Annotated in this window: 20 protein-coding genes, 1 pseudogene and 2 CRISPR repeat arrays; of the genes and pseudogenes, 17 read left to right on the forward strand and 4 right to left on the reverse strand. The window is 42.3% G+C overall.

Annotation, left to right across the window (positions count from 1 at the left end):
* Positions 1-228 precede the first annotated feature (228 nt).
* The 9 genes and pseudogenes from B0X70_RS09175 to B0X70_RS09215 all read left to right on the forward strand — a co-directional run bounded on the left by B0X70_RS09175 (position 229) and on the right by B0X70_RS09215 (position 8,755).
* Positions 229-702, forward strand: a complete 474-nt coding sequence (locus B0X70_RS09175) for a recombinase family protein (protein WP_217471350.1) — start codon at positions 229-231, stop codon at positions 700-702.
* Entirely contained in the window at positions 686-1,054 is a 369-nt protein-coding gene (locus B0X70_RS25095) for an AsmA family protein (RefSeq protein WP_246593478.1), read from the forward strand. Before B0X70_RS09175 ends, B0X70_RS25095 begins: the two co-directional genes overlap by 17 nt.
* Positions 1,055-1,325: 271 nt before the next feature.
* Positions 1,326-1,598 (forward strand): annotated as a pseudogene (locus B0X70_RS25100) (ExeA family protein); the annotation flags it as partial.
* On the forward strand, positions 1,552-2,112 hold the full coding sequence (locus B0X70_RS09190) for a tail fiber assembly protein (RefSeq protein ID WP_246593479.1): 561 nt from the start codon (positions 1,552-1,554) through the stop codon (positions 2,110-2,112). The pseudogene B0X70_RS25100 and the gene B0X70_RS09190, both read left to right, overlap by 47 nt.
* Positions 2,113-2,331: 219 nt before the next feature.
* Positions 2,332-2,568, forward strand: coding sequence for a tail fiber assembly protein (locus B0X70_RS09195; protein ID WP_415186272.1), 237 nt, complete (start codon positions 2,332-2,334; stop codon positions 2,566-2,568).
* Between the two features lie 305 nt (positions 2,569-2,873).
* Positions 2,874-3,770: a phage tail protein gene (locus B0X70_RS09200; RefSeq protein ID WP_217471351.1), complete on the forward strand. Its 897-nt coding sequence runs from the start codon at positions 2,874-2,876 to the stop codon at positions 3,768-3,770.
* Positions 3,771-5,095: 1,325 nt separating this feature from the next.
* Entirely contained in the window at positions 5,096-5,527 is a 432-nt protein-coding gene (locus B0X70_RS09205) for a hypothetical protein (protein ID WP_217471352.1), read from the forward strand.
* Positions 5,528-6,295: 768 nt separating this feature from the next.
* Positions 6,296-7,465, forward strand: coding sequence for an RNA-guided endonuclease InsQ/TnpB family protein (locus B0X70_RS09210; RefSeq protein ID WP_217471707.1), 1,170 nt, complete (start codon positions 6,296-6,298; stop codon positions 7,463-7,465).
* Positions 7,466-7,555: 90 nt separating this feature from the next.
* Positions 7,556-8,755 carry a transposase gene (locus B0X70_RS09215; protein ID WP_217471353.1) on the forward strand — a complete coding sequence of 400 codons (1,200 nt, stop codon included), beginning with the start codon at positions 7,556-7,558 and terminating at the stop codon, positions 8,753-8,755.
* A gap of 46 nt (positions 8,756-8,801) precedes the next feature.
* On the opposite strand, the gene tnpA is transcribed toward B0X70_RS09215, so the two are convergent.
* Positions 8,802-9,230, reverse strand: coding sequence for an IS200/IS605 family transposase (gene tnpA, locus B0X70_RS09220; RefSeq protein ID WP_217471354.1), 429 nt, complete (start codon positions 9,228-9,230; stop codon positions 8,802-8,804).
* A gap of 80 nt (positions 9,231-9,310) precedes the next feature.
* On the opposite strand from tnpA, the gene B0X70_RS09225 reads away from it, so the two are divergent.
* The 8 genes from B0X70_RS09225 to cas6f all read left to right on the forward strand — a co-directional run bounded on the left by B0X70_RS09225 (position 9,311) and on the right by cas6f (position 21,331).
* Positions 9,311-9,727 carry a transposase gene (locus tag B0X70_RS09225; RefSeq protein ID WP_256448187.1) on the forward strand — a complete coding sequence of 139 codons (417 nt, stop codon included), beginning with the start codon at positions 9,311-9,313 and terminating at the stop codon, positions 9,725-9,727.
* Positions 9,724-11,331: a transposase gene (locus tag B0X70_RS09230; RefSeq protein ID WP_217471356.1), complete on the forward strand. Its 1,608-nt coding sequence runs from the start codon at positions 9,724-9,726 to the stop codon at positions 11,329-11,331. The genes B0X70_RS09225 and B0X70_RS09230 overlap by 4 nt, the downstream gene beginning before the upstream one ends.
* A gap of 101 nt (positions 11,332-11,432) precedes the next feature.
* Positions 11,433-12,480: a CRISPR direct-repeat array (repeat unit 28 nt; unit sequence GTGCACTGCCGTACAGGCAGCTTAGAAA).
* Positions 12,481-12,689: 209 nt separating this feature from the next.
* Entirely contained in the window at positions 12,690-13,670 is a 981-nt protein-coding gene (gene cas1f / locus B0X70_RS09235) for a type I-F CRISPR-associated endonuclease Cas1f (protein WP_214066664.1), read from the forward strand.
* Complete coding sequence (gene cas3f, locus B0X70_RS09240) at positions 13,667-16,954, forward strand: type I-F CRISPR-associated helicase Cas3f (RefSeq protein WP_217471357.1); 3,288 nt, start codon at positions 13,667-13,669, stop codon at positions 16,952-16,954. Before cas1f ends, cas3f begins: the two co-directional genes overlap by 4 nt.
* A 476-nt stretch (positions 16,955-17,430) precedes the next feature.
* Positions 17,431-18,768, forward strand: coding sequence for a type I-F CRISPR-associated protein Csy1 (csy1, locus tag B0X70_RS09245; protein WP_217471358.1), 1,338 nt, complete (start codon positions 17,431-17,433; stop codon positions 18,766-18,768).
* The gene (gene csy2 / locus B0X70_RS09250) at positions 18,765-19,733 is read left to right on the forward strand and encodes a type I-F CRISPR-associated protein Csy2 (RefSeq protein WP_217471359.1); all 969 of its coding nucleotides are present in this window, start codon (positions 18,765-18,767) and stop codon (positions 19,731-19,733) included. Before csy1 ends, csy2 begins: the two co-directional genes overlap by 4 nt.
* Before the next feature lie 23 nt (positions 19,734-19,756).
* Complete coding sequence (csy3, locus tag B0X70_RS09255) at positions 19,757-20,767, forward strand: type I-F CRISPR-associated protein Csy3 (RefSeq protein WP_217471360.1); 1,011 nt, start codon at positions 19,757-19,759, stop codon at positions 20,765-20,767.
* A 9-nt stretch (positions 20,768-20,776) separates the two neighbouring features.
* A complete protein-coding gene (gene cas6f, locus B0X70_RS09260; RefSeq protein ID WP_217471361.1) occupies positions 20,777-21,331 on the forward strand; it encodes a type I-F CRISPR-associated endoribonuclease Cas6/Csy4 in 555 nt (184 codons plus the stop codon).
* 129 nt (positions 21,332-21,460) lie between these two features.
* Positions 21,461-21,969: direct repeats of the CRISPR family, unit length 28 nt; unit sequence GTTCACTGCCGCACAGGCAGCTTAGAAA.
* An 80-nt stretch (positions 21,970-22,049) separates the two neighbouring features.
* Here cas6f and B0X70_RS09265 read toward each other — a convergent pair.
* The 3 genes from B0X70_RS09265 to iolE all read right to left on the reverse strand — a co-directional run bounded on the left by B0X70_RS09265 (position 22,050) and on the right by iolE (position 25,252).
* Positions 22,050-22,847, reverse strand: coding sequence for a PhzF family protein (locus B0X70_RS09265; RefSeq protein WP_217471362.1), 798 nt, complete (start codon positions 22,845-22,847; stop codon positions 22,050-22,052).
* Positions 22,848-23,486: 639 nt separating this feature from the next.
* Positions 23,487-24,314, reverse strand: a complete 828-nt coding sequence (gene iolB, locus B0X70_RS09270; protein ID WP_217471363.1) for a 5-deoxy-glucuronate isomerase — start codon at positions 24,312-24,314, stop codon at positions 23,487-23,489.
* 47 nt (positions 24,315-24,361) lie between these two features.
* Positions 24,362-25,252, reverse strand: a complete 891-nt coding sequence (iolE, locus tag B0X70_RS09275) for a myo-inosose-2 dehydratase (protein ID WP_217471364.1) — start codon at positions 25,250-25,252, stop codon at positions 24,362-24,364.
* Positions 25,253-25,285: the final 33 nt, after the last annotated feature.

Here is a 25,285-nt window from a genome sequence, read left to right on the forward strand (position 1 = left end):
TCTCAGAAATTAAAACACATAAGGGGGGGATTGTAACGGCTCAGATAGAAATTCTGTGAGGATGCATTTGAAATATCTTAGCCCTGTGAACTGGCTAAATTGTATTTTACAGGTACACCCAAAACGCACAGCTCAGTGAGACAGTTTTTCTGTCTCATTTGGGTTGTTTTTGTCTCATCCTGGTGTGACGTTTTTATCATCTAGAGTTAAACGAGACAGTTCTCAGTTATGGCTCTTTACGGTTATGCCCGCGTTTCAACCAGCGACCAGGATCTCACCCTGCAAACACAAACACTCCGTGCTGCTGGTTGTGAAATCATTCGTTCAGAAAAAGCCAGTGGAAGCAGCCGAACCGGAAGGAGTGAGTTGCAGCTGTTGCTGGAATTCCTGCGCCCCGGCGATACGTTGATGGTGACCCGCGTGGATCGCTTGGCTCGCAGCATTAAGGACCTGCAGGATATCGTGTATGCCCTTAATCAGCAGGGCGTAACACTCAGGGCAACGGAACAGCCTGTAGACACGCAAACGGCAGCGGCGAAAGCCCGTGGCGTATATCGCGGAAGAAAGCCCTCAATAGATCCTGCTGAGGTATATCGCCTGTACACCACTGAGAAGATGGGCGCTACGGCAATTGCCCGCCAGCTCGGGATTGGGCGGGCGTCAGTCTACCGGACTCTGGAAAATTATGAGCAGCTGGTGTAGCACTAGCGATCATGGTCAGCCCCGGGTTCTGCCATCGTCCGAACTGGAACATTACTGTGAACTGATTGCCGCACTGAAATTACGTACTACTAACAAATCTGGCCGCTATCTGTCGACCGGACGGGCAATACAGTTGCTGGAAGAGCATGGTGTGGAGATTGTTCAGGGATTGATCAGAAGTCCCAAAGGTTTACTTCGAAAACAGACAGTCAATCGCTGGCTTTCCCGCTGGCGTCTGGAGCAGCCCCGCCTGTCACGGGAGCCTCCGGCGGTAAGATTTCAGGCTGAAAACAGTAATTGGCAGTTTGATATGTCACCGTCCGACCTCAAACATATTGAGCGGCCTGACTAGGTAGACCCTGCGCGGGGCGAACCCACACTGATGCTGTTCAGCGTGGTGGATGACCAGAGCGGTGTCGCTTACCTGGAATACCGGTGTGTACGGTGAAGATGCGGAGTCAGCGCTGCGCTTTCTCTTTAATGCCACGGCGCTAAAAGTCAGACCTAGTTTTCCTTTCCAGGGCCGCCCGAAAATGCTGTATCTCGATAACGGTCCGGTGGCCAAAAGCCATGTATTCCAGAATATGATGCAGTCCCTGAAGGTTGACTGGCTGACGCATACACCGGCAGGCAGGGACATTGGTTATCGTACCGATATTTTTACGCTGGACGGGATCACCGGCAGCCAGCGTGAATACATCCAGTGGCTGCTGAAAACCAGCACCGGTAAGGGTAAGCTGGAATATATCCTGACCACTGAGGCTGTCGACCTGCTGGCGATGAAACTCCGGACTCCATTGCAGGTGCAATTGCATCTGAAGCTGGCGATGGAAGCAGGATACCAGACAGGTGAAAAACCGATCACCGCCAAGCTGGTTGAGTCCGTGCTTTCGAGAATTTATTGCTTCAGATATTGAATACGTCATGCTTGGAGTTAGTCTATCAGCAGGAGCTTATCCTGATGCTCCTGAGTTACCGAAGTCTGACGGCGAAGCTGTTTGCCGCAGTGTAGATAAAAGCCGTTGGGAAATCGTCCCGGATTATCGCGGAAAAATCACTTACGACACATTAACACGTACTCAACGGGAAATCACTGAACTGGGTGAATTACCTGAAACTCTGACCTTCGAGCAACCGGCTACCAATTTTGATAAATGGGATGGTACAAAATGGGTCACTGATAATGTCGCTCTGGAAGCAAATCAGATTGAACAAGCGGAGCAGCGGCGTGTAGCTCTGTTACGACACGCGAATGAATCCATTGCATTATTGCAAGATGCTGTTGATTTAGATATCGCTACCGAAGCAGAAAAATCCGCTTTACTGACATGGAAAAAGTACAGAGTGTTGCTGATTCGTGTAGATGTGAATCAAGCGCCTGATGTGCAGTGGCCGGAAGTGCCGAAGTGAAAACAGGGCCGTGAGGACCTTATTGTTCATAGCGATAACAGCTTACTTTCCCATTGTTCGATAATTTCTCTCTTCTCTTTCAGATAGTCATATTTAGTAATGAGATTTTTTTGTGTATAGTAATATGTATAGTTTTATTTTTATTATTAATTTAATTGTTATTTATCAATATATTAGTGTTGTTATTTGAATCTCTCCTCCGCTCGATAAGTTGAAACAATAAAACCTCAAGATAAAGACCTCTTAAAATTTCATCAAATCAACGATGCAAAACAACAGCAAGCAGCATTGTTACAACAAGCAAATGAAACACTCTCATTGCTACAGCACTCTGTTGATTTAGACGTCTCCACAGCAACAGTGAAAGCCTCTCTATTCGAATGGAAAAATTTATTCGTGTTGACGTTCTGCAAGCGTCTGATGTTCAGTAGCCGGAACAATCGATGGCTTGAATAAACAGGTCGTTCATACAATGGTTTTGTTGATGTTTTATTTAGGATATTGAAAGAGATTCAGCCTATAACTTGAAATAGAAAAATTGTAGTAAGAAATGAAAGAAGGGAGAGATTAGTAACTTCTTGATATTGAATTGCTTATTGTAATCAATTATACAAAATTAGTTAACCTTATAAGGAATAAGAACAACACTTTATTATTTTTCTAAACTAGACTTTGATTGGCATGAGTTGCAAGGTGATTGTTTTTATATTGATTTAAATATATTGATTGCGAAATAGAATTATTTAATTTAAGGAAGGTATATGAACCAAAAAAATGATTTTAAAGCATTTTCTATTAGTGATGATGCTAATGTAGTGAGTCAAGAAAAATATGAAGAAAGTCAGAATTTACAGACGGGGTTTCCACCAGAGAATGTTTCTACTCATGTGTTAAATAAGGTATTACGCCAATCCTCAATAATATCATCTGTTGTGGCTAATTTTATTGCGGAACGATCTGGCGCTGAGGTTTTGGATAATGGGGATATAGCCAAGCTTACTGCACAATTAAATCAAGCATTAGAACAAAAAATTGCAACAGACATTCCCAACGCTTCATTAACACAAAAAGGTGTTGTTCAGCTTACAAATGTGATTGGTAATAGTGATACATTGGGAGTCACACAAAAGCTTGCTCAGGAAATAGTAAATTCATTACGTGAATATACAGATAATCGAATTGAAACAATCAGTGAAGTTCCTGTTGGTTCTCCTATTCCTTGGCCATTGCCTCATCCACCTACTGGCTATTTTACTTGTAACGGTTCAGCTTTTGATAAATTACAGTACCCAAAGTTAGCAGAAGCTTATCCTGACGGTAAATTGCCCGATTTAAGAGGGGAATTTATTCGAGGTTGGGATGATAAACGAGGTGTTGATAGTGGCCGTAGAATTTTAACTTCTCAGGGGGATGCCATCAGAAATATTGAGGGTTCATTCGCCGGCATGATAGCACCAAACTATCATTTGGCAACAAGAGGGGCTATTTATGCTAGTCAAGTTCTTGGAATAGCTTCAGATGGCAGTTTCAAATCATTAAATGTCTCTGACACGGATACCCCATATGGCTTTGGATTCCTGGCGTCAAGGGTTGTTCCTGTAGCCTCAGAGAATCGTCCTCGCAATATCGCATTTAACTATATTGTAAAGGCTGCATAATGATAGGGCCATTTGGCCCTTATTGTTCACAGTGATAGCAGCTTACTTTCCCATTATTCAATAATTCCTCTTCTTTATTTCAGATAGTCGTAATTTAATAATGATATTTTTATCATCGCAGTTATTTGGTGAGATATATTACAAACAGTTTTATCTGTAAAGTTAATATTTATTTCTGAGTGGTTAGTTTTTTGAATTTATTAATAACGCAAAGGTGGTGTGGTAAATATAATTGGATGTAAAATATACTCATTAGCTTACTAATATAATATTTGGTGGCTTAATAATGACTTTATTCGGTAGCAGAAAAAAGGATAATCAAGAGAATTACGTAAACTGCCCGTTTTGTGCTGAAAAAATTAACCCAATCGTTATTAAATGTAAACATTGTGAGTCTGAGATTAAAGAATAAATGGAACTAAAAAAAGAGAAAATGGATCTAAATAGCGTTTCATAATTCTGCTACACATAGCCTTATCCAACCCGTTGTTATACATGGAATTATGAGTGGTATAAGGTGTAGCGCTATTTTGGAATCTTATTTAGAGAAACTTAAAAGTTTCACTCCATTAGAACTTGCTCCTTTTTCATTTTATCGGTAGGGAAGAGACGGTAACGAGCTGGTTGAAGATAAGATTAAAGAGTTAACGGAACGATTAGTTAAATCTAATCCAAAAAAATGGCTAATGAGATTGAAAGCTATTACTGCGTAGAAATAGAAAAATTGACTAAGAGACTACCTAAACAACTCAGGAAAGAATTTCATGAACAATATACTTATTGGTTATATGTATCGAAATGTCAAAACAATTAGTAAAAATCCCTTAGGAATAAATAATTTTTAATAAACTCTGATATTTTAAATAGCTCAGTGAAACAATATAAAATCACATGGATGTGAATTTTTCTTGATTTTCTGGCGATAATGATTACAAATTGATGCTTGATAATTGTTTACTTTATTAATCCTTATATGCGATAAATATCAAATAATCTTTTTATAATTCATTTTCAATTGGAATGCATGTTGTTTTTTAGAATTAAAAATAAGGCGTTATAGATTATTGTGTTTTTAATACAAAAGATTAATTTGATTTTTACATGAAGAATTAATTTATTTAAATGGTTTTTATCTGAAACAATATAGATATTTTAAAATTTTCTTTTTAAAATATCAGGAAAAACATGGAGTAGAAAAAATAATGAATTATTTAAAGGGATATGAAATTATTTATTCATAGAGTAATAATATTGCATTTATTGGTTAAATCTGGAGTAGTTAAATTCTATTTTCGCACAGTAACTATACCAAAGGGGATTGAAACATGATGTATTCAGTTAAAGGTATTCAATATCAAACGTTGGTAAATATCCCTAAAAACATTGGGTTAGGATATTCAAGATGGAGTGCCGGTAAAGTTCACCTTGTTGATGGTGATTTCCTATTTTATGGTTCTATTGATATTAAAGGTGAGAATGGTCCTGTTAATAAAGAAACAGAAATTGATGCTAACTGGACGGTAAAATTTAATGAAATGCCTTGTGATAGTCAGGGTAATATCTTGCTAAAATCTCACTGGCTTAGTCCTGCGAGCAATGATAGCTGGCTTGTAAAAGATAAAATGCGGCTCATGATTCTTTGCTCAAAAGAACCAACTCATCGATTGATTCTTGAGACTGGTGAAATCATGGATAATAAAGTTGACAACGATTATCTTCGTAACATGATATTTTCTTACACCATACTACGGCGCTAATAGTAAGCAATGCGTTTGACTTAAAAAATGCTCTGATATTTTCAGGGCATTTCCTTAATCATAGAAATAATCCACCATTGTTCAGATGGAATGGAATATGAAGTACATGAGAAAACGATCTAATGTTTTTATTTAATGGTGGGAGTGGCTGCTGAAACGGTTTATATAAGCTATTGATAGAATGGTGGTATGTTATGGATGCGAGTCATTGTAGGATTATTGGCTAATAAGATAGGTGAATAAAAATAAAATAATTTATGAGTAGAGGGGTTTAATTGAAATGGTGGCGGTAAATAATCACTTTTTATCTGTAATGTTTATATTCAATCTCGTAATGACAGTGATATAGATTATATCTCTAATCAAGCTAATTATGTTGCTGAAAATATAAATTGTAGACTTGGTAAATTGGGTAATATTGAGCTTTTCAATATTTAAATTCATGGTGAAATTAATACAACTGTTGGCGTATTGGATGATGTCACTATTGAAAAGGGGCTGCGAGATTAAGAGGTACTGATTTTTTTTGATAATCGAATTCAGTGAATTGGCTTCATCATCATTGAACGCTTTATAGGCAACGATTCTCACTTACTGCACAGATCTTAGCAAAATCCGCCGTAAACCCTCGCCCAATGCGGGCGGTGATATAAGGCGAAAAGCCCGTAGGGCTTTCAGGTTATTAACCCTCACGCTCATTGGCAGCCCGGGGGGACACGGCCAAAAAAAGCGGTTAAAATACATCAACTATACCGATGAGCGCTGATGATGTTAAGAGCCACCAAAGTCCGTATTTACCCGACGCCAGAACAGGCTGATTATCTCAATGCTCAGTTCGGTGCGGTTCGTTTCGCATACAACAAGGCGCTCCACATCAAGAAGCACGCTTATCAACGCCACGGGGTGAACCTTAGCCCGCGTAAAGACCTCAAGCCCTTACTGTCAGTGGCGAAAAAATCCCGCCGGTATGCCTGGCTTAAAGCGTATGACGCCATCGCCTTGCAGCAGGCGGTGATTAACCTCGATATGGCGTTTTCCAATTTTTTTCATCCGAAGCTGAAAGCGCGCTTCCCGGCGTTCAAACGCAAGCATGGCAGGCAGTCCAGCTATCATTGTGTCGGGGTGAAAGTGCTGGACGGGGCAATAAAAATACCCAAGTTATCGCCGATAGAAGCCCGTCTGCACCGTGAAATGACCGGAGAGGTGAAAAGCATGACCCTGAGTCGTTCAGCCACCGGCAAATACTACGCCTCGATACTCTGTGATGATGGCATGGCCGCGCCCGAGAAGCCCTCTTTGATAACCCAGATGACAGGTTTGGATATGGGATTATCTCACTACGCTATCAAATCCAGCGGAGATAAGATGGCCAATCCCCGTCATCTTATCAATGCCGGCCGTAATCTGAGGCGTAAACAGAAGGCCCTCTCCCGGAAACAAAAAGGCAGCGCCAACCGCCGTAAAGCACGACAGAGGCTTGCCGCCGTACACGAGCGGGTAGCGAATGCTCGCGCCGATTTTCAACACAAACTCTCCCGAACAATGGTTGACGAAAACCAAGCGATAATTGTTGAGACGCTGAAATCGGCCAACATGATGAAGAATCCCAGGCTGGCTCGGGCTATCGGCGATGCGGGCTGGCATGGCTTCATCAAGAAACTGGAATACAAAGCCGCAGAGAAAGGGGTTCATCTGGTGAAGCTGGATCAGTGGTTCGCCAGTTCGAAAACCTGTCACTGTTGCGGTCACAAAATGCCAGAACTGCCGCTGCATAAGCGGAGCTGGCCATGTCCTTGCTGTGGTGTCGAACATGATCGTGATATCAACGCAGCGCTCAACATCGAGCGCAAGGGCATACAGGAATTACAGGCGGCGGGACTCGTCGTTTCTGCCCACGGAGGCCAGCGTAAATCCGTTGCATCGACGGTGGCGGCCTGAGAAGTGGGAAGCCTCGCCGTTTAGAGGGTGTCGCAAAAGGCGTGTATTATCCGTTAAGATCTGCGTACTTCTTTTAAGCGCAGATCTTTTATGACCTTATTCATTCGAAAACGGGAACCCTCCCTTCATACCGGACGTCAGTTTGTCAAAGCTCAGCACTTACCTGTATTGGATGGCTCCCTTTCCCTTTCTGATTATCTCAGGCAAATGGGGGAGCGTAGCGCATTTATTGTTACTGACATTCTTGATGAGCAAGATTGGGGCCCTTTTGAACGCCATTATGCTTCGACAGGGAGAGCCCCTTATTCTCCCCGCTCCATGATAGGGATCCTGCTTTATGGGATCATGAAAGGACACTGCTCGCTCAGAGAACTTGAACGACTTGCGCGTTTAGATTTAGGCTGTATTTTTGTCAGTCAGGGAATTACGCCCGATCATGCCAGTCTTGGGCGTTTTATTTATCAGCACCAATCCGTCCTGACGGGCTCGTTTTTTAAGGCGCTGACCTTATCCATTTTGCACCGTAGTCATTCGGACGGCTCGTGCCTGGCCGGTGACGGGACAGTGATAGAGGCGGCCTGTTCTCATTACCACCTTTTAACTCAGGAAGCGATTTCACGTGAAAAAAATACTCTCACGGCCACCCCTGCCACAGCGCAGACAGAAAAACGCATAAAGCAATTGGAACAGGGAGCCAGCGTATTACGGCGCCGACAAGAAAATCGCGAAAAAAAAGGGAAGGATGCCAGCCAACTGCGTATCAATCCAACAGAACCCGAAGCCGTCGTCCAGAAACTTAAGCGGGGAAGGGGATTTTCAACTTCCTATAAACCGTCTGTTTTAGTCAACAACAGACGTCTTATCGTCGCTCACACGGTCGATCCCTCCAGTGAAACCCAAGTGATGGCCGCGTTATTGGCGCAGAATCTCACTATCTCGGGCGGTCACCCGGAAAAATTGATATTGGATGCCGGTTATTTCCATGACGATGTGATTGCTGAGGCGAAGAAACATCAGATCTTGCTGTTTTGTGCAGAAAATTCAGACCGACAGCGTGCACGAAAAATCTATCCTAAATCATTATTTACTTATGATGCTGAGCAAGATTGCTATATTTGTCCTGCGCATCACCAATTGTCCCTGCAAAGTACAGTGAAAGCCACTGAAAAAACGCGGCCCTATCGGGTTTATAGCGCTGACAATTGTGCCGGATGCCCGCAGAAAGCGGGCTGCACAAAGGCTAAAGGAGGAAGAAAACTCAACAACCACCGACTAAAGTCGGTGGGTTAGTGATTAACGGACTGAAAGTCCGGATACGCATCGGCTGAACGATGCGTCAATTGTCTATCCTGAAGTTATCATCCGGGTTTGGTTCAAAATGATGCTCCAGATAAGCCTTTATCATCTCTTCCGTTAACTGACCCACCGTCGCACAAAAATAGCCTCTGCCCCAAAAATGCTGACCCCAGTAGCGTTTCTTTAGATGCGAAAACTCTTCAAACAACTTACTCGCTGTCCTTCCCTTCAGTCTCCTCATGATTTCTGAGGGAGATAATGTCGGGGGACTACTCACCAGTATGTGAACATGATCTTTGCTCACGACCCCTTTTAATATCCTGATTTCAAATGCTTCACATGTCTGACGAACTAACTCGCGCACCCGTATTGCTACTTCACCTATCAGCACTTTGTGCCTGTATTTCGTTACCCACACAAAATGGTATTCAATCTGAAATACTGTGTGACTACCGTATCTGTAATCCATGTTGCACCTCCCATGCAACACAGTATCTCAGCTAAAGCTGACCGACTAAAGTCGGTGGTTTTAACCTTTCATATGGAAGAATAAAACGTTATCCGGAAGATGAAGGGAGGGAGGCGCTTCGTTTGCATATGGCCCGACCCGAGTCAAAACAGATATTGAGTCAACGAAAGAGCTTGGTAGAACCGGTATTTTCGGCATTACGGGGAATTCAGAGACTGGAACGCTTTCGGCGTAAGGGATTGTCAGCGGTAAAGCTGGAGTTTTCCCTGCATGCAATGGCCTATAACTTATCAAGAGCGGTGGCTCTGATATTAGGGATTATTTTTAGCCTGTTATCCATACAAATAACAGGCTGCCCAAAGTCAGTGATTGAATTTAACTTGATGCTTGAAAAAGTGACCTTAACCTTTTGCGACACCCTCTTTAGAGGGTGTCGCAAAAGGCGTGTATTATCCGTTAAGATCTGCGTACTTCTTTTAAGCGCAGATCTTTTATGACCTTATTCATTCGAAAACGGGAACCTTCCCTTCATACCGGACGTCAGTTTGTCAAAGCTCAGCACTTACCTGTATTGGATGGCTCCCTTTCCCTTTCTGATTATCTCAGGCAAATGGGGGAGCGTAGCGCATTTATTGTTACTGACATTCTTGATGAGCAAGATTGGGGCCCTTTTGAACGCCATTATGCTTCGACAGGGAGAGCCCCTTATTCTCCACGCTCCATGATAGGGATCCTGCTTTATGGGATCATGAAAGGACACTGCTCGCTCAGAGAACTTGAACGACTTGCGCGTTTAGATTTAGGCTGTATTTTTGTCAGTCAGGGAATTACGCCCGATCATGCCAGTCTTGGGCGTTTTATTTATCAGCACCAATCCGTCCTGACGGGCTCGTTTTTTAAGGCACTGACCTTATCCATTTTGCACCGTAGTCATTCGGACGGCTCGTGCCTGGCCGGTGACGGGACAGTGATAGAGGCGGCCTGTTCTCATTACCACCTTTTAACTCAGGAAGCGATTTCACGTGAAAAAAATACTCTCACGGCCACCCCTGCCACAGCGCAGACAGAAAAACGCATAAAGCAATTGGAACAGGGAGCCAGCGTATTACGGCGCCGACAAGAAAATCGCGAAAAAAAAGGGAAGGATGCCAGCCAACTGCGTATCAATCCAACAGAACCCGAAGCCGTCGTCCAGAAACTTAAGCGGGGAAGGGGATTTTCAACTTCCTATAAACCGTCTGTTTTAGTCAACAACAGACGTCTTATCGTCGCTCACACGGTCGATCCCTCCAGTGAAACCCAAGTGATGGCCGCGTTATTGGCGCAGAATCTCACTATCTCGGGCGGTCACCCGGAAAAATTGATATTGGATGCCGGTTATTTCCATGACGATGTGATTGCTGAGGCGAAGAAACATCAGATCTTGCTGTTTTGTGCAGAAAATTCAGACCGACAGCGTGCACGAAAAATCTATCCTAAATCATTATTTACTTATGATGCTGAGCAAGATTGCTATATTTGTCCTGCGCATCACCAATTGTCCCTGCAAAGTACAGTGAAAGCCACTGAAAAAACGCGGCCCTATCGGGTTTATAGCGCTGACAATTGTGCCGGATGCCCGCAGAAAGCGGGCTGCACAAAGGCTAAAGGAGGAAGAAAAATAAAACGTTATCCGGAAGATGAAGGGAGGGAGGCGCTTCGTTTGCATATGGCCCGACCCGAGTCAAAACAGATATTGAGTCAACGGAAGAGCCTGGTAGAACCGGTATTTTCGGCATTACGGGGAATTCAGAGACTGGAACGCTTTCGGCGTAAGGGATTGTCAGCGGTAAAGCTGGAGTTTTCCCTGCATGCAATGGCCTATAACTTATCAAGAGCGGTGGCTCTGATATTAGGGATTATTTTTAGCCTGTTATCCATACAAATAACAGGCTGCCCAAAGTCAGTGATTGAATTTAACTTGATGCTTGAAAAAGTGACCTTAACCTTTTGCGACACCCTCTTTACGGCGGGGAGCAGTCACGACAGACGACTTAAGTATGTGATGATATTTTTGCTGCTACCTTATTTTTACCCTTTTTTTGAAGGGAATTGTAATTGATTGATTTTATGGGTAAATTAATTATCTCTTATAAAAAGGGTTTTTCACTTTTTAGTAGTTATGTTCTTTGAAAATCAGCATGTTAAAGTTAATATGTAACAGTGCACTGCCGTACAGGCAGCTTAGAAATTTTGGCGCTCTGAACTTACGTAAAAACCCGGGTGCACTGCCGTACAGGCAGCTTAGAAAAGATTGTGAAGATGGATTTATTACCGTTCGCAGTGCACTGCCGTACAGGCAGCTTAGAAATTTCCGCCAGCCCTGATACTTCAACTTTTATCGTGCACTGCCGTACAGGCAGCTTAGAAAAATATGACCGTTATATTGCAAACCAGACATGCGTGCACTGCCGTACAGGCAGCTTAGAAAATTGTTAGGCTGCTCAGGCCAGGATAAGGTATGTGCACTGCCGTACAGGCAGCTTAGAAAGGGGTCGTGGCCTATTTGCAATTCATCGCCAAGTGCACTGCCGTACAGGCAGCTTAGAAATTCAGAGACTGCTAGGCAGTCAGATCGTTTATGTGCACTGCCGTACAGGCAGCTTAGAAAGTAGGGTTGGCGACTGGAAGAGTGATTTGGTCGTGCACTGCCGTACAGGCAGCTTAGAAATGTCTAAAATGTCCTGAACGCCAGTCATTTTAGTGCACTGCCGTACAGGCAGCTTAGAAATGTTATAGACTGGGAAATTAGTTTTAATGCGGGTGCACTGCCGTACAGGCAGCTTAGAAACTCCCAATTTGGTATCTTCTAATATATAGCGTGTGCACTGCCGTACAGGCAGCTTAGAAAGGAAAAGTGACAAGGCTGACTTCCCACAGATCGTGCACTGCCGTACAGGCAGCTTAGAAATGTTATGTCATGGCTTAAAAAGTTGGCGACAGGTGCACTGCCGTACAGGCAGCTTAGAAAATCCACCGGTCAAGACACAGTGTGCCCTTGAAGTGCACTGCCGTACAGGCAGCTTAGAAATAAGAAGTACAGCACTGCGCCGTTGCTTAAGAGTGCACTGCCGTACAGGCAGCTTAGAAAATCAGGCAGAATCAGGACAACATCAAGAAAGCGTGCACTGCCGTACAGGCAGCTTAGAAAATAAAATGCGCTCTGGGGAGATTCGGTTTGTTGTGCACTGCCGTACAGGCAGCTTAAAAATAGAAAGTTTTCTTCTTCTTTAAACTATCGAGTGTGCTGCTACACAAATAGCTTAGAGCATAATCATTCCTGTTTAGGGAAGGTACTATGCTGTGAATTAGTAAAGAATTGTAAATTTTTTTGATTTACCTCTGTGATGTTTTACTTGTGTAAAATTTATGCATAATATTTACCATAAATGAAATTAATTAGTTAGGTAATTCTACATTATGGATAACAACTTTTCTCCTAGTGACCTTAAAACTATTTTGCATTCCAAACGCTCGAATATTTATTACCTGCAATATTGTCGAGTATTAGTGAATGGTGGCCGTGTTGAGTATGTCACTGATGAAGGAAAGCAGTCCCTGTATTGGAATATCCCAATTGCAAATACTACCGTTATCATGTTGGGAACGGGTACTTCTATTACTCAGGCAGCAATGCGTGAATTCGCTAAGGCGGGTGTTTTAGTTGGTTTTTGTGGTGGTGGAGGTACACCGCTATTTGCGGCTAATGAGGTTGAAGTTGATGTATCTTGGCTGACGCCACAAAGTGAATATCGCCCTACGGAGTATTTACAAGATTGGGTGAGTTTCTGGTTTGATGACGAAAAACGATTAGCGGCAGCGATTGCTTTTCAAAAAATTCGTATTGCACAAATTCGTGAGCATTGGCTAAGTAGTCGGATGTTGCGAGATAACTCTTTTATGCTTAATCGTGAGAGTTTATTGTCATTACTCACACGTTATGAGCAGAATCTTGCAAATTGTCGTGATAATAAAGATTTATTGGCTCAAGAAGCTGTGATGACTAAAGCGTTATACAAACTGGCGGCAAATGCAGTGAGTTACGGCGACTTTGTTCGGGCAAAACGCGGCGGTGGTGTCGATTTAGCAAACCGTTTTCTTGATCATGGTAATTATCTGGCTTATGGATTAGCCGCTGTTGCAACTTGGGTCATTGGTTTACCACATGGTCTGGCGGTGTTGCATGGTAAAACCCGTCGTGGTGGTTTGGTTTTTGATGTTGCTGATCTGATTAAAGATGCGTTGGTATTGCCACAAGCATTTATTGCCGCAATGGCTGGAGAAGATGAACAGGAATTTCGCCAACGCTGTATTAGTGGGTTTCAAAAAGCTGAGGCATTGGACACTATGATTGATGCCTTGCAAACAACGGCTCAACAACTGAGTCAGGTGGCACGATGAATATTCTTTTAGTCTCTCAATGCAACAAACGCGCGCTAACAGAAACCCGCCGAATTTTGGATCAATTTGCTGAACGTAAAGGTGATAGAACTTGGCAAACGGCTATCACACTGGAAGGTTTAAATACTTTGCGTAAGCTATTGCGTAAAACGGCACGTCGTAATACGGCGGTTGCTTGCCATTGGATAAAAAGTGGTGGTCAAACTGAGCTGTTATGGATAGTCGGGAATTTGCGACGTTTTAACTCACGGGGAGTTGTACCTACAAATACAACACAACGTGATGTGTTGAAAAGTCAGGATGAAAATCACTGGCATAGTGTAGAAGCTATAAGCTTATTGGCGGCGGTTGCTGGGTTATTTCATGATTTTGGTAAAGCTAATGCGTTGTTCCAGCAAGGTTTACGAGGAGATGGGCGGTTTCAACCATATCGACATGAATGGGTATCTCTGCGGTTATTTCGGGCATTTGTTGATAATCAAAATGATAAGGAGTGGTTGACTTCGTTAAGTCAGATTGAGCCTAGTGATGAGGATAAGATTCTTTCCCGTTTGGTTAAGGATGGTATTGCTAAAAAATATACGAACCCTTTTACTGATTTACCGCCATTGGCAACCACTGTTGCTTGGCTAATCCTCTCTCATCATCGTCTTCCTGTTTATCCTTCCTATCACAGTGATTATTCAAACGAGCCGCAACTGGAATACATTGAAAATTGGTTGACTAAGCAGTTAGAACCATCATGGAACTCAGTCAACATGGATAAGAAGGACTGGAGTAATCAGGATAAACGTGATGTCTGGACATTCCCAAATGGTACACCTATCCGCAGTCAGACTTGGCGTCAGAAAGCACAAAAATTTGCGCGAAGAGCGCTGCAATCAACATCATTATCGCAATATGGCAATCTGAACCAGCGTTTCACCAGTCATATGTCTCGACTGATTTTAATGCTGGCCGATCATCATTATTCATCGTTGCCTGCAACTTTGGGTTGGCAGGATATTAATTATGGCGTATTTGCTAATACCGATAAAACCACTGGTAAGTGTAAACAACGGTTAGATGAACACAATATTGGTGTTGGGCAGAATGCTTTATTACTAGGGAGAAGCTTGCCGCATATCCGCAAAACGCTACCTGCGATTACTCGCCACAAAGGATTTAAACAACGTAGTAAAGATGAAAAATACCGTTGGCAGGATCAGGCGTTCGATGTTGCATGTACTTTACGTGAACGTTCAGTAGAACAGGGTTTTTTTGGCATTAATATGGCTTCTACTGGTTGTGGTAAAACTTTTGCTAATGCACGCATCATGTATGGATTAGCTGATGAAAAACAAGGATGCCGTTTCTCTATCGCTTTGGGGTTAAGAACGTTAACGTTACAAACCGGTGATGCATTACGTAAAAGGTTGCATTTGGAAGAAGACGATCTGGCGGTGCTTATTGGTTCTCAGGCAGTGAAAGAGTTGCATCAACTTCAACTTCGTCAAAAGGAGCTTGAGCCTGATGTGGGTAGTATATCCGCGGAAGAGTTATTTGCTGAACACCAGTATGTTAGTTATGACGGTAGCTTAGATGATGGGCGTCTGAGTCATTGGTTACGTAAAGATAATAAACTTAATCAATTGCTTAGCGCACCTGTGCTGGTGACAACCATCGACCATTTAATTCCCGCCACTGAGGGTATTCGTGGTGGAAAGCAAATTGCACCCATGCTGAGGTTACTCACTTCTGATTTGGTGTTGGATGAGCCGGATGATTTTGATATTAACGACTTGCCTGCTTTATGTAGGTTAGTGAACTGGGCAGGGTTATTAGGTTCGCGGGTATTGTTTTCATCGGCCACATTACCTCCTGCGTTGATTCAGACATTGTTCAATGCTTATCGGGCTGGACGTCAAGATTATCAATTAGCATGTGGTCAACCAGGTGCCCCGGTGAATATCTGTTGTGCTTGGTTTGATGAATATGAAACAACTCAACAGGATGTGGTCGATGCATATCAGTTTCAGGAACAGCATAATATTTTCGTTAATAAGCGTATTGGCAGGCTTAAAAAAATAGTGCCATTGCGTAAAGCTGAACTTGTACCGGTTATTTCTGAAAGTTGTGAAGTTAATGATGTTATTAATACTATCGCCGAAGTGATGCATCACTCTATATTGAAGTTGCGTGAGGAGCATCATCAAACTCATTCATCGGGTAAAACCGTCTCTATTGGTTTAATCCGTATGGCAAATATTGATCCATTGGTTGCTGTTGCACAGCGGTTATTACAGATACCATCCCCTAAAGGTGTACGTATCCATTATTGTGTCTATCACAGCCAGCATCCTTTGGCGATACGTTCTCATCTTGAACATCGGTTGGATTCAACGTTAACACGATACGATGAAGAATCGTTGTGGCAGGTGGCGGAAATTCGCAAAGCATTAGAAGAGACACCAGAAAAGCATCATATTTTTGTGGTAATAGCAACCTCTGTAGCTGAAGTAGGGAGGGATCACGATTACGACTGGTCCATTGCCGAACCCAGTTCAATGCGCTCTCTTATACAACTTGCTGGCCGTATTCAACGTCATCGGCAAAAAGAGCCACGAATTCCCAATTTGCATATTCTGGCGAAAAACTATAACGCACTTAAAGCGACTAATTTAGAACATCCGGTTTATTGTCGCCCAGGGTTTGAATCGAAAGATTATCTTTTTGCTAGTCATGATTTACATGAATTACTGGAACCTTATCAATATGAACTAATCAGTGCATTGCCGAGAATAAAGGAACGCGATAATGCTGGAGATAGTTCACCGTTTGAAAATTTGGTCGATCTTGAGCATCAACGTTTATGGGAAGAGCTTCAAGGTGTTTCTGATAATAAACACGGTTACTGCTCAGCTCTTTGGTGGCGAGAAGAGGCTTCATGGTGTGCAGAATTGCAACGCCATAAACCATTTCGTCAATCAGAACCTGATGAATTATATTATCTGTGGCTTGAAGAAGAGGGTGAAAAGGCGAAATTTATGGCCCCAGACAGTGGTCCTGCTGGGATAAAAGACGATGGTAAGTTTAAGGATGTGCAGGAGTTATCGTTTGCGTCGGGTGTAAATATTTGGATTGAACTTGATACTGAGACAATTTACCAAGATCTGGCTGATACCCATGAGATGGAACTAAAAGATATCAGCCAACGCTTTGGTGAGATTTGCCTCAGGAAAAAAGATGGCGGAGACGCATGGTGTTATCATCCGTTTTTAGGGGTATTTGGCGCACCTAGTTGAGTGCGCCGCTGCCTGTACGGCAGTTGGTTTCTATTATAAGAAGAGGAAAACATATTTCTAAGCTACCTGCACGGTAGTATTTATATAATAAATACTCATAAAATTGAATTCCATTTTTATTTTTAAAGAACAGGAATACATAGGTATTGATTTTTGGGGGTCGCTACGAGTAAGATGTGGTTGTAAGTTACACATTTGGAAAATAGCGATGAAAAGAAAATCTAATAAGAAACACGGTAAGGCAGGAAATCTGCTGAGTATGGTTATCATGCTACTCATATATTTGCCTTCCGTGACTGATTTCCATAGGGAGTCAAGTATTGTTCAGGGCCAAAAAGTAATCACGGTATCTGTTACTATCAGTCAAAGTTCTGCTAACCAGTAGACTGATTGACTAATAAATGTAGTGCTATCTCTCTGTTTTAGAGAGATAGCGCATTCTAATGGTCATTATTGATAAGGTGAAATAAGAGGCTATGAATGAAAATGGGTTGAGTCGATTTATTATCGATTATATCAAAAGCCGTAAACAGCCAAAACTGGAGGCTTTTGATAAAGAGGCGGAAAAGAAACTGGTAAAGCTAACCTCTTCGGAGGATATGACGTCGGTTCGAGAAGAGATCGCTGAACAGCGTAAGGAATTGGAAGAACAGTATGAAGTCAGGAATTGGTTAGATGATGCCGCTAACAGGGCAAAGCAGATTAGTTTAGTGACACATGCTCTGAAATTTACTCATAGTGATGCCAGAGGGAGCAGTATTTTTGCCACATCATCAAATACAACTGGAAAATATCTTTCTACTGCAACTTTGTATAAACCTGTAATTGATTCAGTGGGTAACGCCGCTGCTCTTGATGTCGCAAAATTGTTACAAACTGAATATCAGGGCGATTCACTAGTGGAGTGCCTAAGTCGCGGAGATTATTCAGTATTAGCTGAATTGGCGGAAAATGATCAGCAACTTGAACGTTGGGTGAATGGGTTTCGTCAAGCTCTATCAGATGAAACGCTTTCCTCACATAAGCTGGCAAAGCAACTTTATTTCCCGATAAATAATGAGAGTGGTGAGTATCATTTATTAAGTCCATTATTTTCGTCATCTCTGGCTCACGCGATGTATCAGCGTATCGCTGAAGCCCGTTTTGGTGAATCATCGAAAGAAATTAATAAGGCAAAGAAAGAAGAACGTTGGCATCCTGAAACTAGAGTAATTTATCCCAATACGGCTGTGCAGAATATAGGTGGAACTAAGCCGCAGAATATTTCTTACCTTAATAGCGTACGAGGTGGACGAGCTTGGCTTTTATCTTGTTCTGCTCCTAACTGGCAAAGTAATATCAAGCTGCCGGAACGGCACAGATCCATTTTTGAACAGCGTAGTCAGTTTGTTCGGTTATCTTATCGTACTGTCAGATTGATGCGACAATATCTATTTCGTGCACAAAAACGTACGGAAGAAATTCGACAGAATCGTCAGGCATATATTGATGAAATTATTGATATTTTATTTAGCTATGTCGCTAGTGTACAGGATCAGGTTGAATTTAAAGGTTGGAGTGCGAATTGTAAATTAAAACGTTCTCAGCAGCTTTGGCTTGATCCCTATCGTTGTCAACAGGATGAAATATTCAAATTTGAACGTGAAGGTGGAGACTGGAAAAAAGAAATTGCTGACGATTTTGGTCTTTGGTTGAACAACGAATTGCGTCATGAACGGTTAGAATTTGGATTGACTGAACGTAATGAGTGGGCCTCTGTGTTTAAAAAACGCCTACGTGAATTTGAGGATGAATTGCCAGAGGTACCGTTATGAGCTATTTAATTGTTTTACGTCACATTCGAGTAGAGAATGCTAATGCGATTACTGGCTTAACCTATGGTTTTCCGGCAATCACCCATTTTCTTGGGTTTACTCATGCACTTTCACGCAAGCTACAACAAAGTCATAATTTAAAATTGGAAAATTGTGGCGTTATTTGTCATAACCACCAACTGCATGCTCATCAGTCTGATCCTATTAGGGATAAAGTCTTTGCTTTAACTCGCAATCCACTTACCAAGGAATCAAAAACTGCTGCATTTAATGAAGAAGGTCGTATGCATATGACAGTTTCTTTATTAATAGAATGTTCTGGTGAAATTGCTGGCGATACAGAAGCTAACGAATTGGAACAATATTTACTGGAGATATGTCCAACTCAGCGACTAGCGGGTGGTATAATCACTGAAATTACTAAAGTCAATGTTATTGCTTTTCCTCAGGAAAAACTGGCAACCCGTAAGTTAATGCGGCGTTTATTACCGGGTTTTGCCTTGCTAGATCGCTCTGAATTGTTAGCTAAACACTACGAAGAATTAAAACAGGATAATCCTCAAGCAGAGATGATTGACGCCTGGCTTGATTTTTCTACTATTAAAATGCGGGCAATTCCTACTCAGGATGATAAGCAACCTGAAATTGGTGATCCTGCATATTGGGAATATATCCCCAAACCTGCTTCGGGATATTTAGTCCCCTTGATGACGGGTTATCAAGCGATATCACCATTATATTCCGCCGGGAAAGTAGATAAAACTCGTGATCCTAATACTCCATTTCGTTTTGTAGAAGCAATCTATGGGGTAGGTGAATGGAAAAGCCCGCACCGTATTAATGATATTCGCCAGTTACTCTGGTGTTATGACTATCAAGAGGGAGAGGGTATATACAGGTGTTGTAATCAACAGACTGTTTCCCGTCAATCCAAACCCAATAAGAAAGTAAGAATAATCGACTGATTAATTTAAAGAAGGATATCTACATGTCTAAATCAACTATTAAAACGGCTTCTGTACTGGCGTTTGAACGTAAACTTTCTAACTCAGATGCTTTAATGTTTGCTGGAAATTGGAAACAGATTGACGGTGAATGGAAACCTATTGCTATTCAGGAAAAAGCTGTTCGAGGGACGATTTCTAACCGCTTGAAAAACGCATTAACTAGTGATCCTGCTAAGTTGGATGCCGAGATTCAAAAAGCAAACCTGCAACGTGTCGATGTTGCCGCATTGCCTTTTGATGCTGATACTCTGAAAGTGAGCTTTACATTACGGGTCTTAGGCAATCTTTCAATACCATCAGTATGTAATGATCAGGATTATCAAGCTGAACTGGCAAACGTGATTAACGGCTATATCGCTGAACATGGTTTCAAAACGCTTGCAGCACGTTATGCAGAGAACTTGGCTAATGGACGGTTTTTGTGGCGTAACCGAGTTGGAGCAGAAGAAATTAAGGTTCGCGCAAGTGGTAAGAGTGGTAAATGGTGGGAGTTTGATTGCGAAAATTTCAGCTTACGTGAATTTGGTAAGGTAGAAGGTGATTTAGCTGAACTTGCTGTCGAAATTGAAGAAGGATTGGCAGGCGATAGATCAACATTCTTCAATGTTGAGGCATTTGTTCGTTTAGGTCATGGGCAGGAAATTTTCCCTTCTCAAGAATTGGTTCTCGATAGCAACAGTAAAAAAAGCAAAGTGTTGTATCAGGTAAATGAAATTGCTGCATTACATTCTCAGAAAGTGGGTAATGCGCTCCGCACTATTGACACGTGGTACCCAGACGCTACGGAATTAGGTCTTGGCCCAATAGCGGTTGAACCCTATGGTTCTGTCACCAGTCGTGGTAAGGCTTATCGTCAGCCTAAAGTGAAAATGGATTTTTATACTTTGTTAGATAACTGGGTCGTTAAAGGAAAAGCGCCAGAAGTAGAGCAACAACACTATGTTATGGCGACACTAATTCGTGGCGGTGTTTTTGGTGAAAAAGGTGAATAAGGGAATCAGATGGATTATTACTTTGAAATCCGTGTTCTTCCCGATCCTGAATTTAGCCAGCAAAGTCTGATGGAAGCGTTATTTGCTAAACTGCATCGGGCTTTGGGGCAAGTAGGTAACGGACGTATTGGGGTCAGTTTTCCGTGTGCGAGAAAAACACTGGGGGATACGCTGAGAATTCACGGTGCAAATGAAGCATTGAATGATTTGCAGTCTTTATCTTGGTTAAAAGGACTTCGGGACTACACTGAAATGACTGATATTCAGCCAATTCCCCAAGAAACTAAGTACTGTTGTGTCAGCCGAGTGCAGGTTAAAAGTAGCGTGGAGCGGCTTCGTCGTCGTTCAATTAAAAAAGGATGGTTAACGGAGGAACAAGCCTTACAACGCATTTCTATCAGCAAAGAGCAACGTACTCATTTACCATTCTTGTTTCTCAAAAGTTTGTCATCAGGTCAAAGTTTTCTGTTGTTTGTCAAACAAGGGCCAATACAAGACAAACCGACATCAGGAGTTTTTAGCTCGTATGGATTAAGTTCATCAGCTACCATCCCTTGGTTTTGACCCTTTTTTAGCGGCTAATTATAACTTATTGATTTATTTAAGAGATTAGCCGCTGCTAATAAAAAGGGTTTTTCTGCTTTTTATCATTATGTTCTTTAATAATCAGTAAATTAAAGGTAGTATCTAACAGTTCACTGCCGCACAGGCAGCTTAGAAAAGACTTGGTACTCGCTAACAATATCATAGTGGGTTCACTGCCGCACAGGCAGCTTAGAAAGTTGTCAGGGATTATTTCACTCTCACCGAAAGGTTCACTGCCGCACAGGCAGCTTAGAAAATTCAGGCAACATGATAGTGGCCGTTGCTGGAGTTCACTGCCGCACAGGCAGCTTAGAAATGTTCACCGGACGGGATTTGTAGTGATGGGCTGTTCACTGCCGCACAGGCAGCTTAGAAAATCCGTGATAGCCGTAAAGTTGCTGATAGCTTGTTCACTGCCGCACAGGCAGCTTAGAAATTAATTGTTTTCTCTTGCTGAGAAACAACAGCGTTCACTGCCGCACAGGCAGCTTAGAAAACGCAGAGAGGATAGCAGAAATGATAGAGAGTATTCACTGCCGCACAGGCAGCTTAGAAAATTTTTTCACACGCGAAACCGTTCGTAACGTTGTTCACTGCCGTACAGGCAGCCAGAAAAAAAAGAGTTTTGCTTTATTAATAGCAGAACTCTTTTTTTCCTTAAAATTTTGTATTAATAATACTTATTGACGTGTGTATCTTAAGAAATATTTAGGGAATTGAGAACGATATGCCCGTAGGAAAATAATGTGGCTTTGCCTGATAAATGCACCCGATCTCCATGTAATTCACACATAATGTCTCCACTGCGTTTTGACAATTGGCGTGCATACAATCTCTGTTTATTTAAACGGTCGCTCCAAAATGGGGCTAATACACAATGTGATGATCCGGTTACTGGATCTTCTGGTACACCCTTAGCAGGTGCGAAATATCGGGAAACAAAGTCAATTTGTTGTTCACCTAGTGCTGTTATGACAACTCCTGGCAAAGGCAGAGTGGCTATTTTGTCAAAATTAGGTTTTGTATTTAAAACTTGTTCTATGGTTTCGAGTAAACAAATGTAGCGATTATGAGAGACAAAAAGCTCGGATATTTTCTGACTTAATGCATTTTCGATATCTGCTTGTAGAGCGGACTCTTCTTTGTAAGTAGCTCTGGGTAAATCAAGTGTATAAGTACCGTTGTCATGATAAACGGCAATATTCCCGGAGCGAGTTTGAAATACGATAGGGTTATTAGTAACAGATAAATGTTCAACCATTACGCAAGCTGTCGCTAATGTTGCGTGCCCACATAAATCAACTTCAACTTTTGGTGTAAACCAACGTAGGTGGTTATCGACTAGGAAAGCAGTTTCAGAGAGATTTATTTCCATAGCAATAGATAATAGAGTTTCATCTGGAAGCCAATTATCTAATATAACAACAGCGGCTGGATTACCAGAGAATGGGCTATCGGTGAATGCATCGACATGATAAATGGGTAGCGAAGTCATTTGTATCTCTCTTAAAATAGAATTAGTCATGAAAAAGGGATCAATCTTCTTAATTTTTATAAAAAAATTGCCCGCTATTTTATACAACTATATGTGATCGTAAAAAGAGTAAGTAGCTCAGTTTTAGGATATTTAGTTGGTTTTCTGAAGCATTGGATATCATTGCATTAACCAGATATGCGACCCTATTTTTACCCTTTTTTTGCGGTTAATTTTAACTTGTTGATTTTTATATAATATTATATTGTGCTAATAAAAAGGGTTTTTCTGCTTTTTATCATTATGTTCTTTAATAATCAGTAAATTAAAGGTAGTATCTAACTATTCACTGCCGCACAGGCAGCTTAGAAAAACCATGCCAATAGCCCGTTCGATCAACTTATATTCACTGCCGCACAGGCAGCTTAGAAATGTTGACGATCCCAGTAAAGACAAATGCTCCGATTCACTGCCGCACAGGCAGCTTAGAAACGATAGCATTCGGGTTAAACCTTGATTCTTCTTGTTCACTGCCGCACAGGCAGCTTAGAAAATACGAGCTAAAAACTCCCGGTATTGGTTTGTGTTCACTGCCGTACAGGCAGCAGCGCACTCGATTGAGTGCGCTAAAAAAGCAACCTTTTTTCTTCTCGATATGCATCAATTGTTGTGCTTTTGTGCATATTCTTCACTATTAACCCATTGGTGGTCTTTTTCCCAGGTAAATAGCCATTTACGAGTTGGTCCGGCCATTACGTTGAGATAATAGTTGTCGTAACCGGCAATGGTTGCCACTGGGTGGTAGCCTTTGGGCACCATTACCACATCTTTATTGTAAACAGCCATTGATTCATCCAGTGAACGGTCATCGGTATAGACACGTTGCATGCAGAACCCTTGAGAAGGGTTCAGGCGATGGTAATAGGTTTCTTCCAAATAGGTTTCCTGTGGCGTATTGTCGGTATCGTGTTTATGGCTAGGGTAGGAGCTGGTACAGCCTTCACTGGTAAAGACTTCAACCACCAACAAGCTATTAGCAGGTTTATTATCCGGTAGGATGTTGTGAACATAGCGTCGGTTGTAGCCATTGCCACGTTGTTCTGCGTCAATATCCTGTGGCGTAATCAGTCGAGTCGGGTAGCTTCCTTTACCCGGCGCTTGGCATACCGCAAGTTCAAGAGCGGTATCGGCAATAATTTCAACAGATTCCCCCGCAGTGATGTAAACGGCATAAGGTTTTTTGCGTTCAAATGGCTGCATGCGATCGCCAATATGCTCAAACCGTTGATGTGGCGTAGTCACTGTGGCTTTGCCTGCCACCAAAACCAGACAGGTTTCATTTTCTGATGCGGGTAAGGTGATTTTTTCACCCGAAGCCAATTCATAAACATCGAAGTGGACATACTTCCAGTTTGCTGATTCCGGCGTGATATGTTGAGTTCGTTTGTTTTGATCCGGTGGATGATATTTTGATAATAATTTTGACATATTATCTACCCTCAGTACTATTTTTGCATGAATCAGGTTGTGATTAATTAAAACAATCCGGCATCTCTGGCAAATTTGCGTAAATTGTTATAACCCATCGTTGCGTAGGTGAATGGGTGAGCAATAGCGGGATCTTGTTCTGCTTCAACTACCAGCCAGCCTTGATAATTCTGTTTTTTCAACACTTGGAAAATTGCCGGATAATCAACGCAACCATCTCCCGGTACTGTGAATACACCGCTCAGCACCGCATCAAGGAAGCTGGTTTTACGGTTTTTCACATCGTTAAGTACATCAGGGCGGATGTCTTTACAGTGAACATGATTAATGCGTTTTGCCCAGCGTTCTGCGATAGCTAGTGGATCAGCGCCAGAAAAGGTTAAATGACCGGTATCCAGCAACAATCCAACTTCATCTCCGGTATTTTCCATTAGATGATCAACATCTTTCTCAGTTTCGATGACAGTTCCCATATGGTGGTGATAAGCAATCTGAACACCTTGTTTTTGGGTGTAACGGGCAAATTCAGTCAATTTTTCACCATATTCTTGCCAGCGGTTAGCTGGAAATTGAGGGCGAAGATGGACTGGTTTATTTTGATCGCCGTGAATGCAGTTTGTCACTTCCGCAAAGACCATGACATTAGCTCCCAGTTCGCGTAGCAGGGTCAGGTGAGATTGTACCGCTTTAATCTCTTCCGCTACTGAACGGGTGAGTAATTCGCCAGAGTACCAGCCGGATACCAGCATGAGATCATGGGCGGCAAGAATGGGACCCAATACGTTGGCCTGACGAGGGAATTTATTGCCCAATTCAAAACCAGTAAAACCCGCCTGGCGACCTTCTGTTAAGCAGGTTTCCAGTGGTGTGTCTGCGCCGAGAGTGGGTAAGTCATCATTAGTCCAGGTTAGAGGGTTGATACCAAGTTGAACAGCCATGATGGTGCTCCTACTAATTGAATAAAATAATTT

The organism is Photorhabdus akhurstii (genome assembly GCF_019090985.1).
In the GTDB taxonomy this organism is placed as follows: domain Bacteria; phylum Pseudomonadota; class Gammaproteobacteria; order Enterobacterales; family Enterobacteriaceae; genus Photorhabdus; species Photorhabdus akhurstii.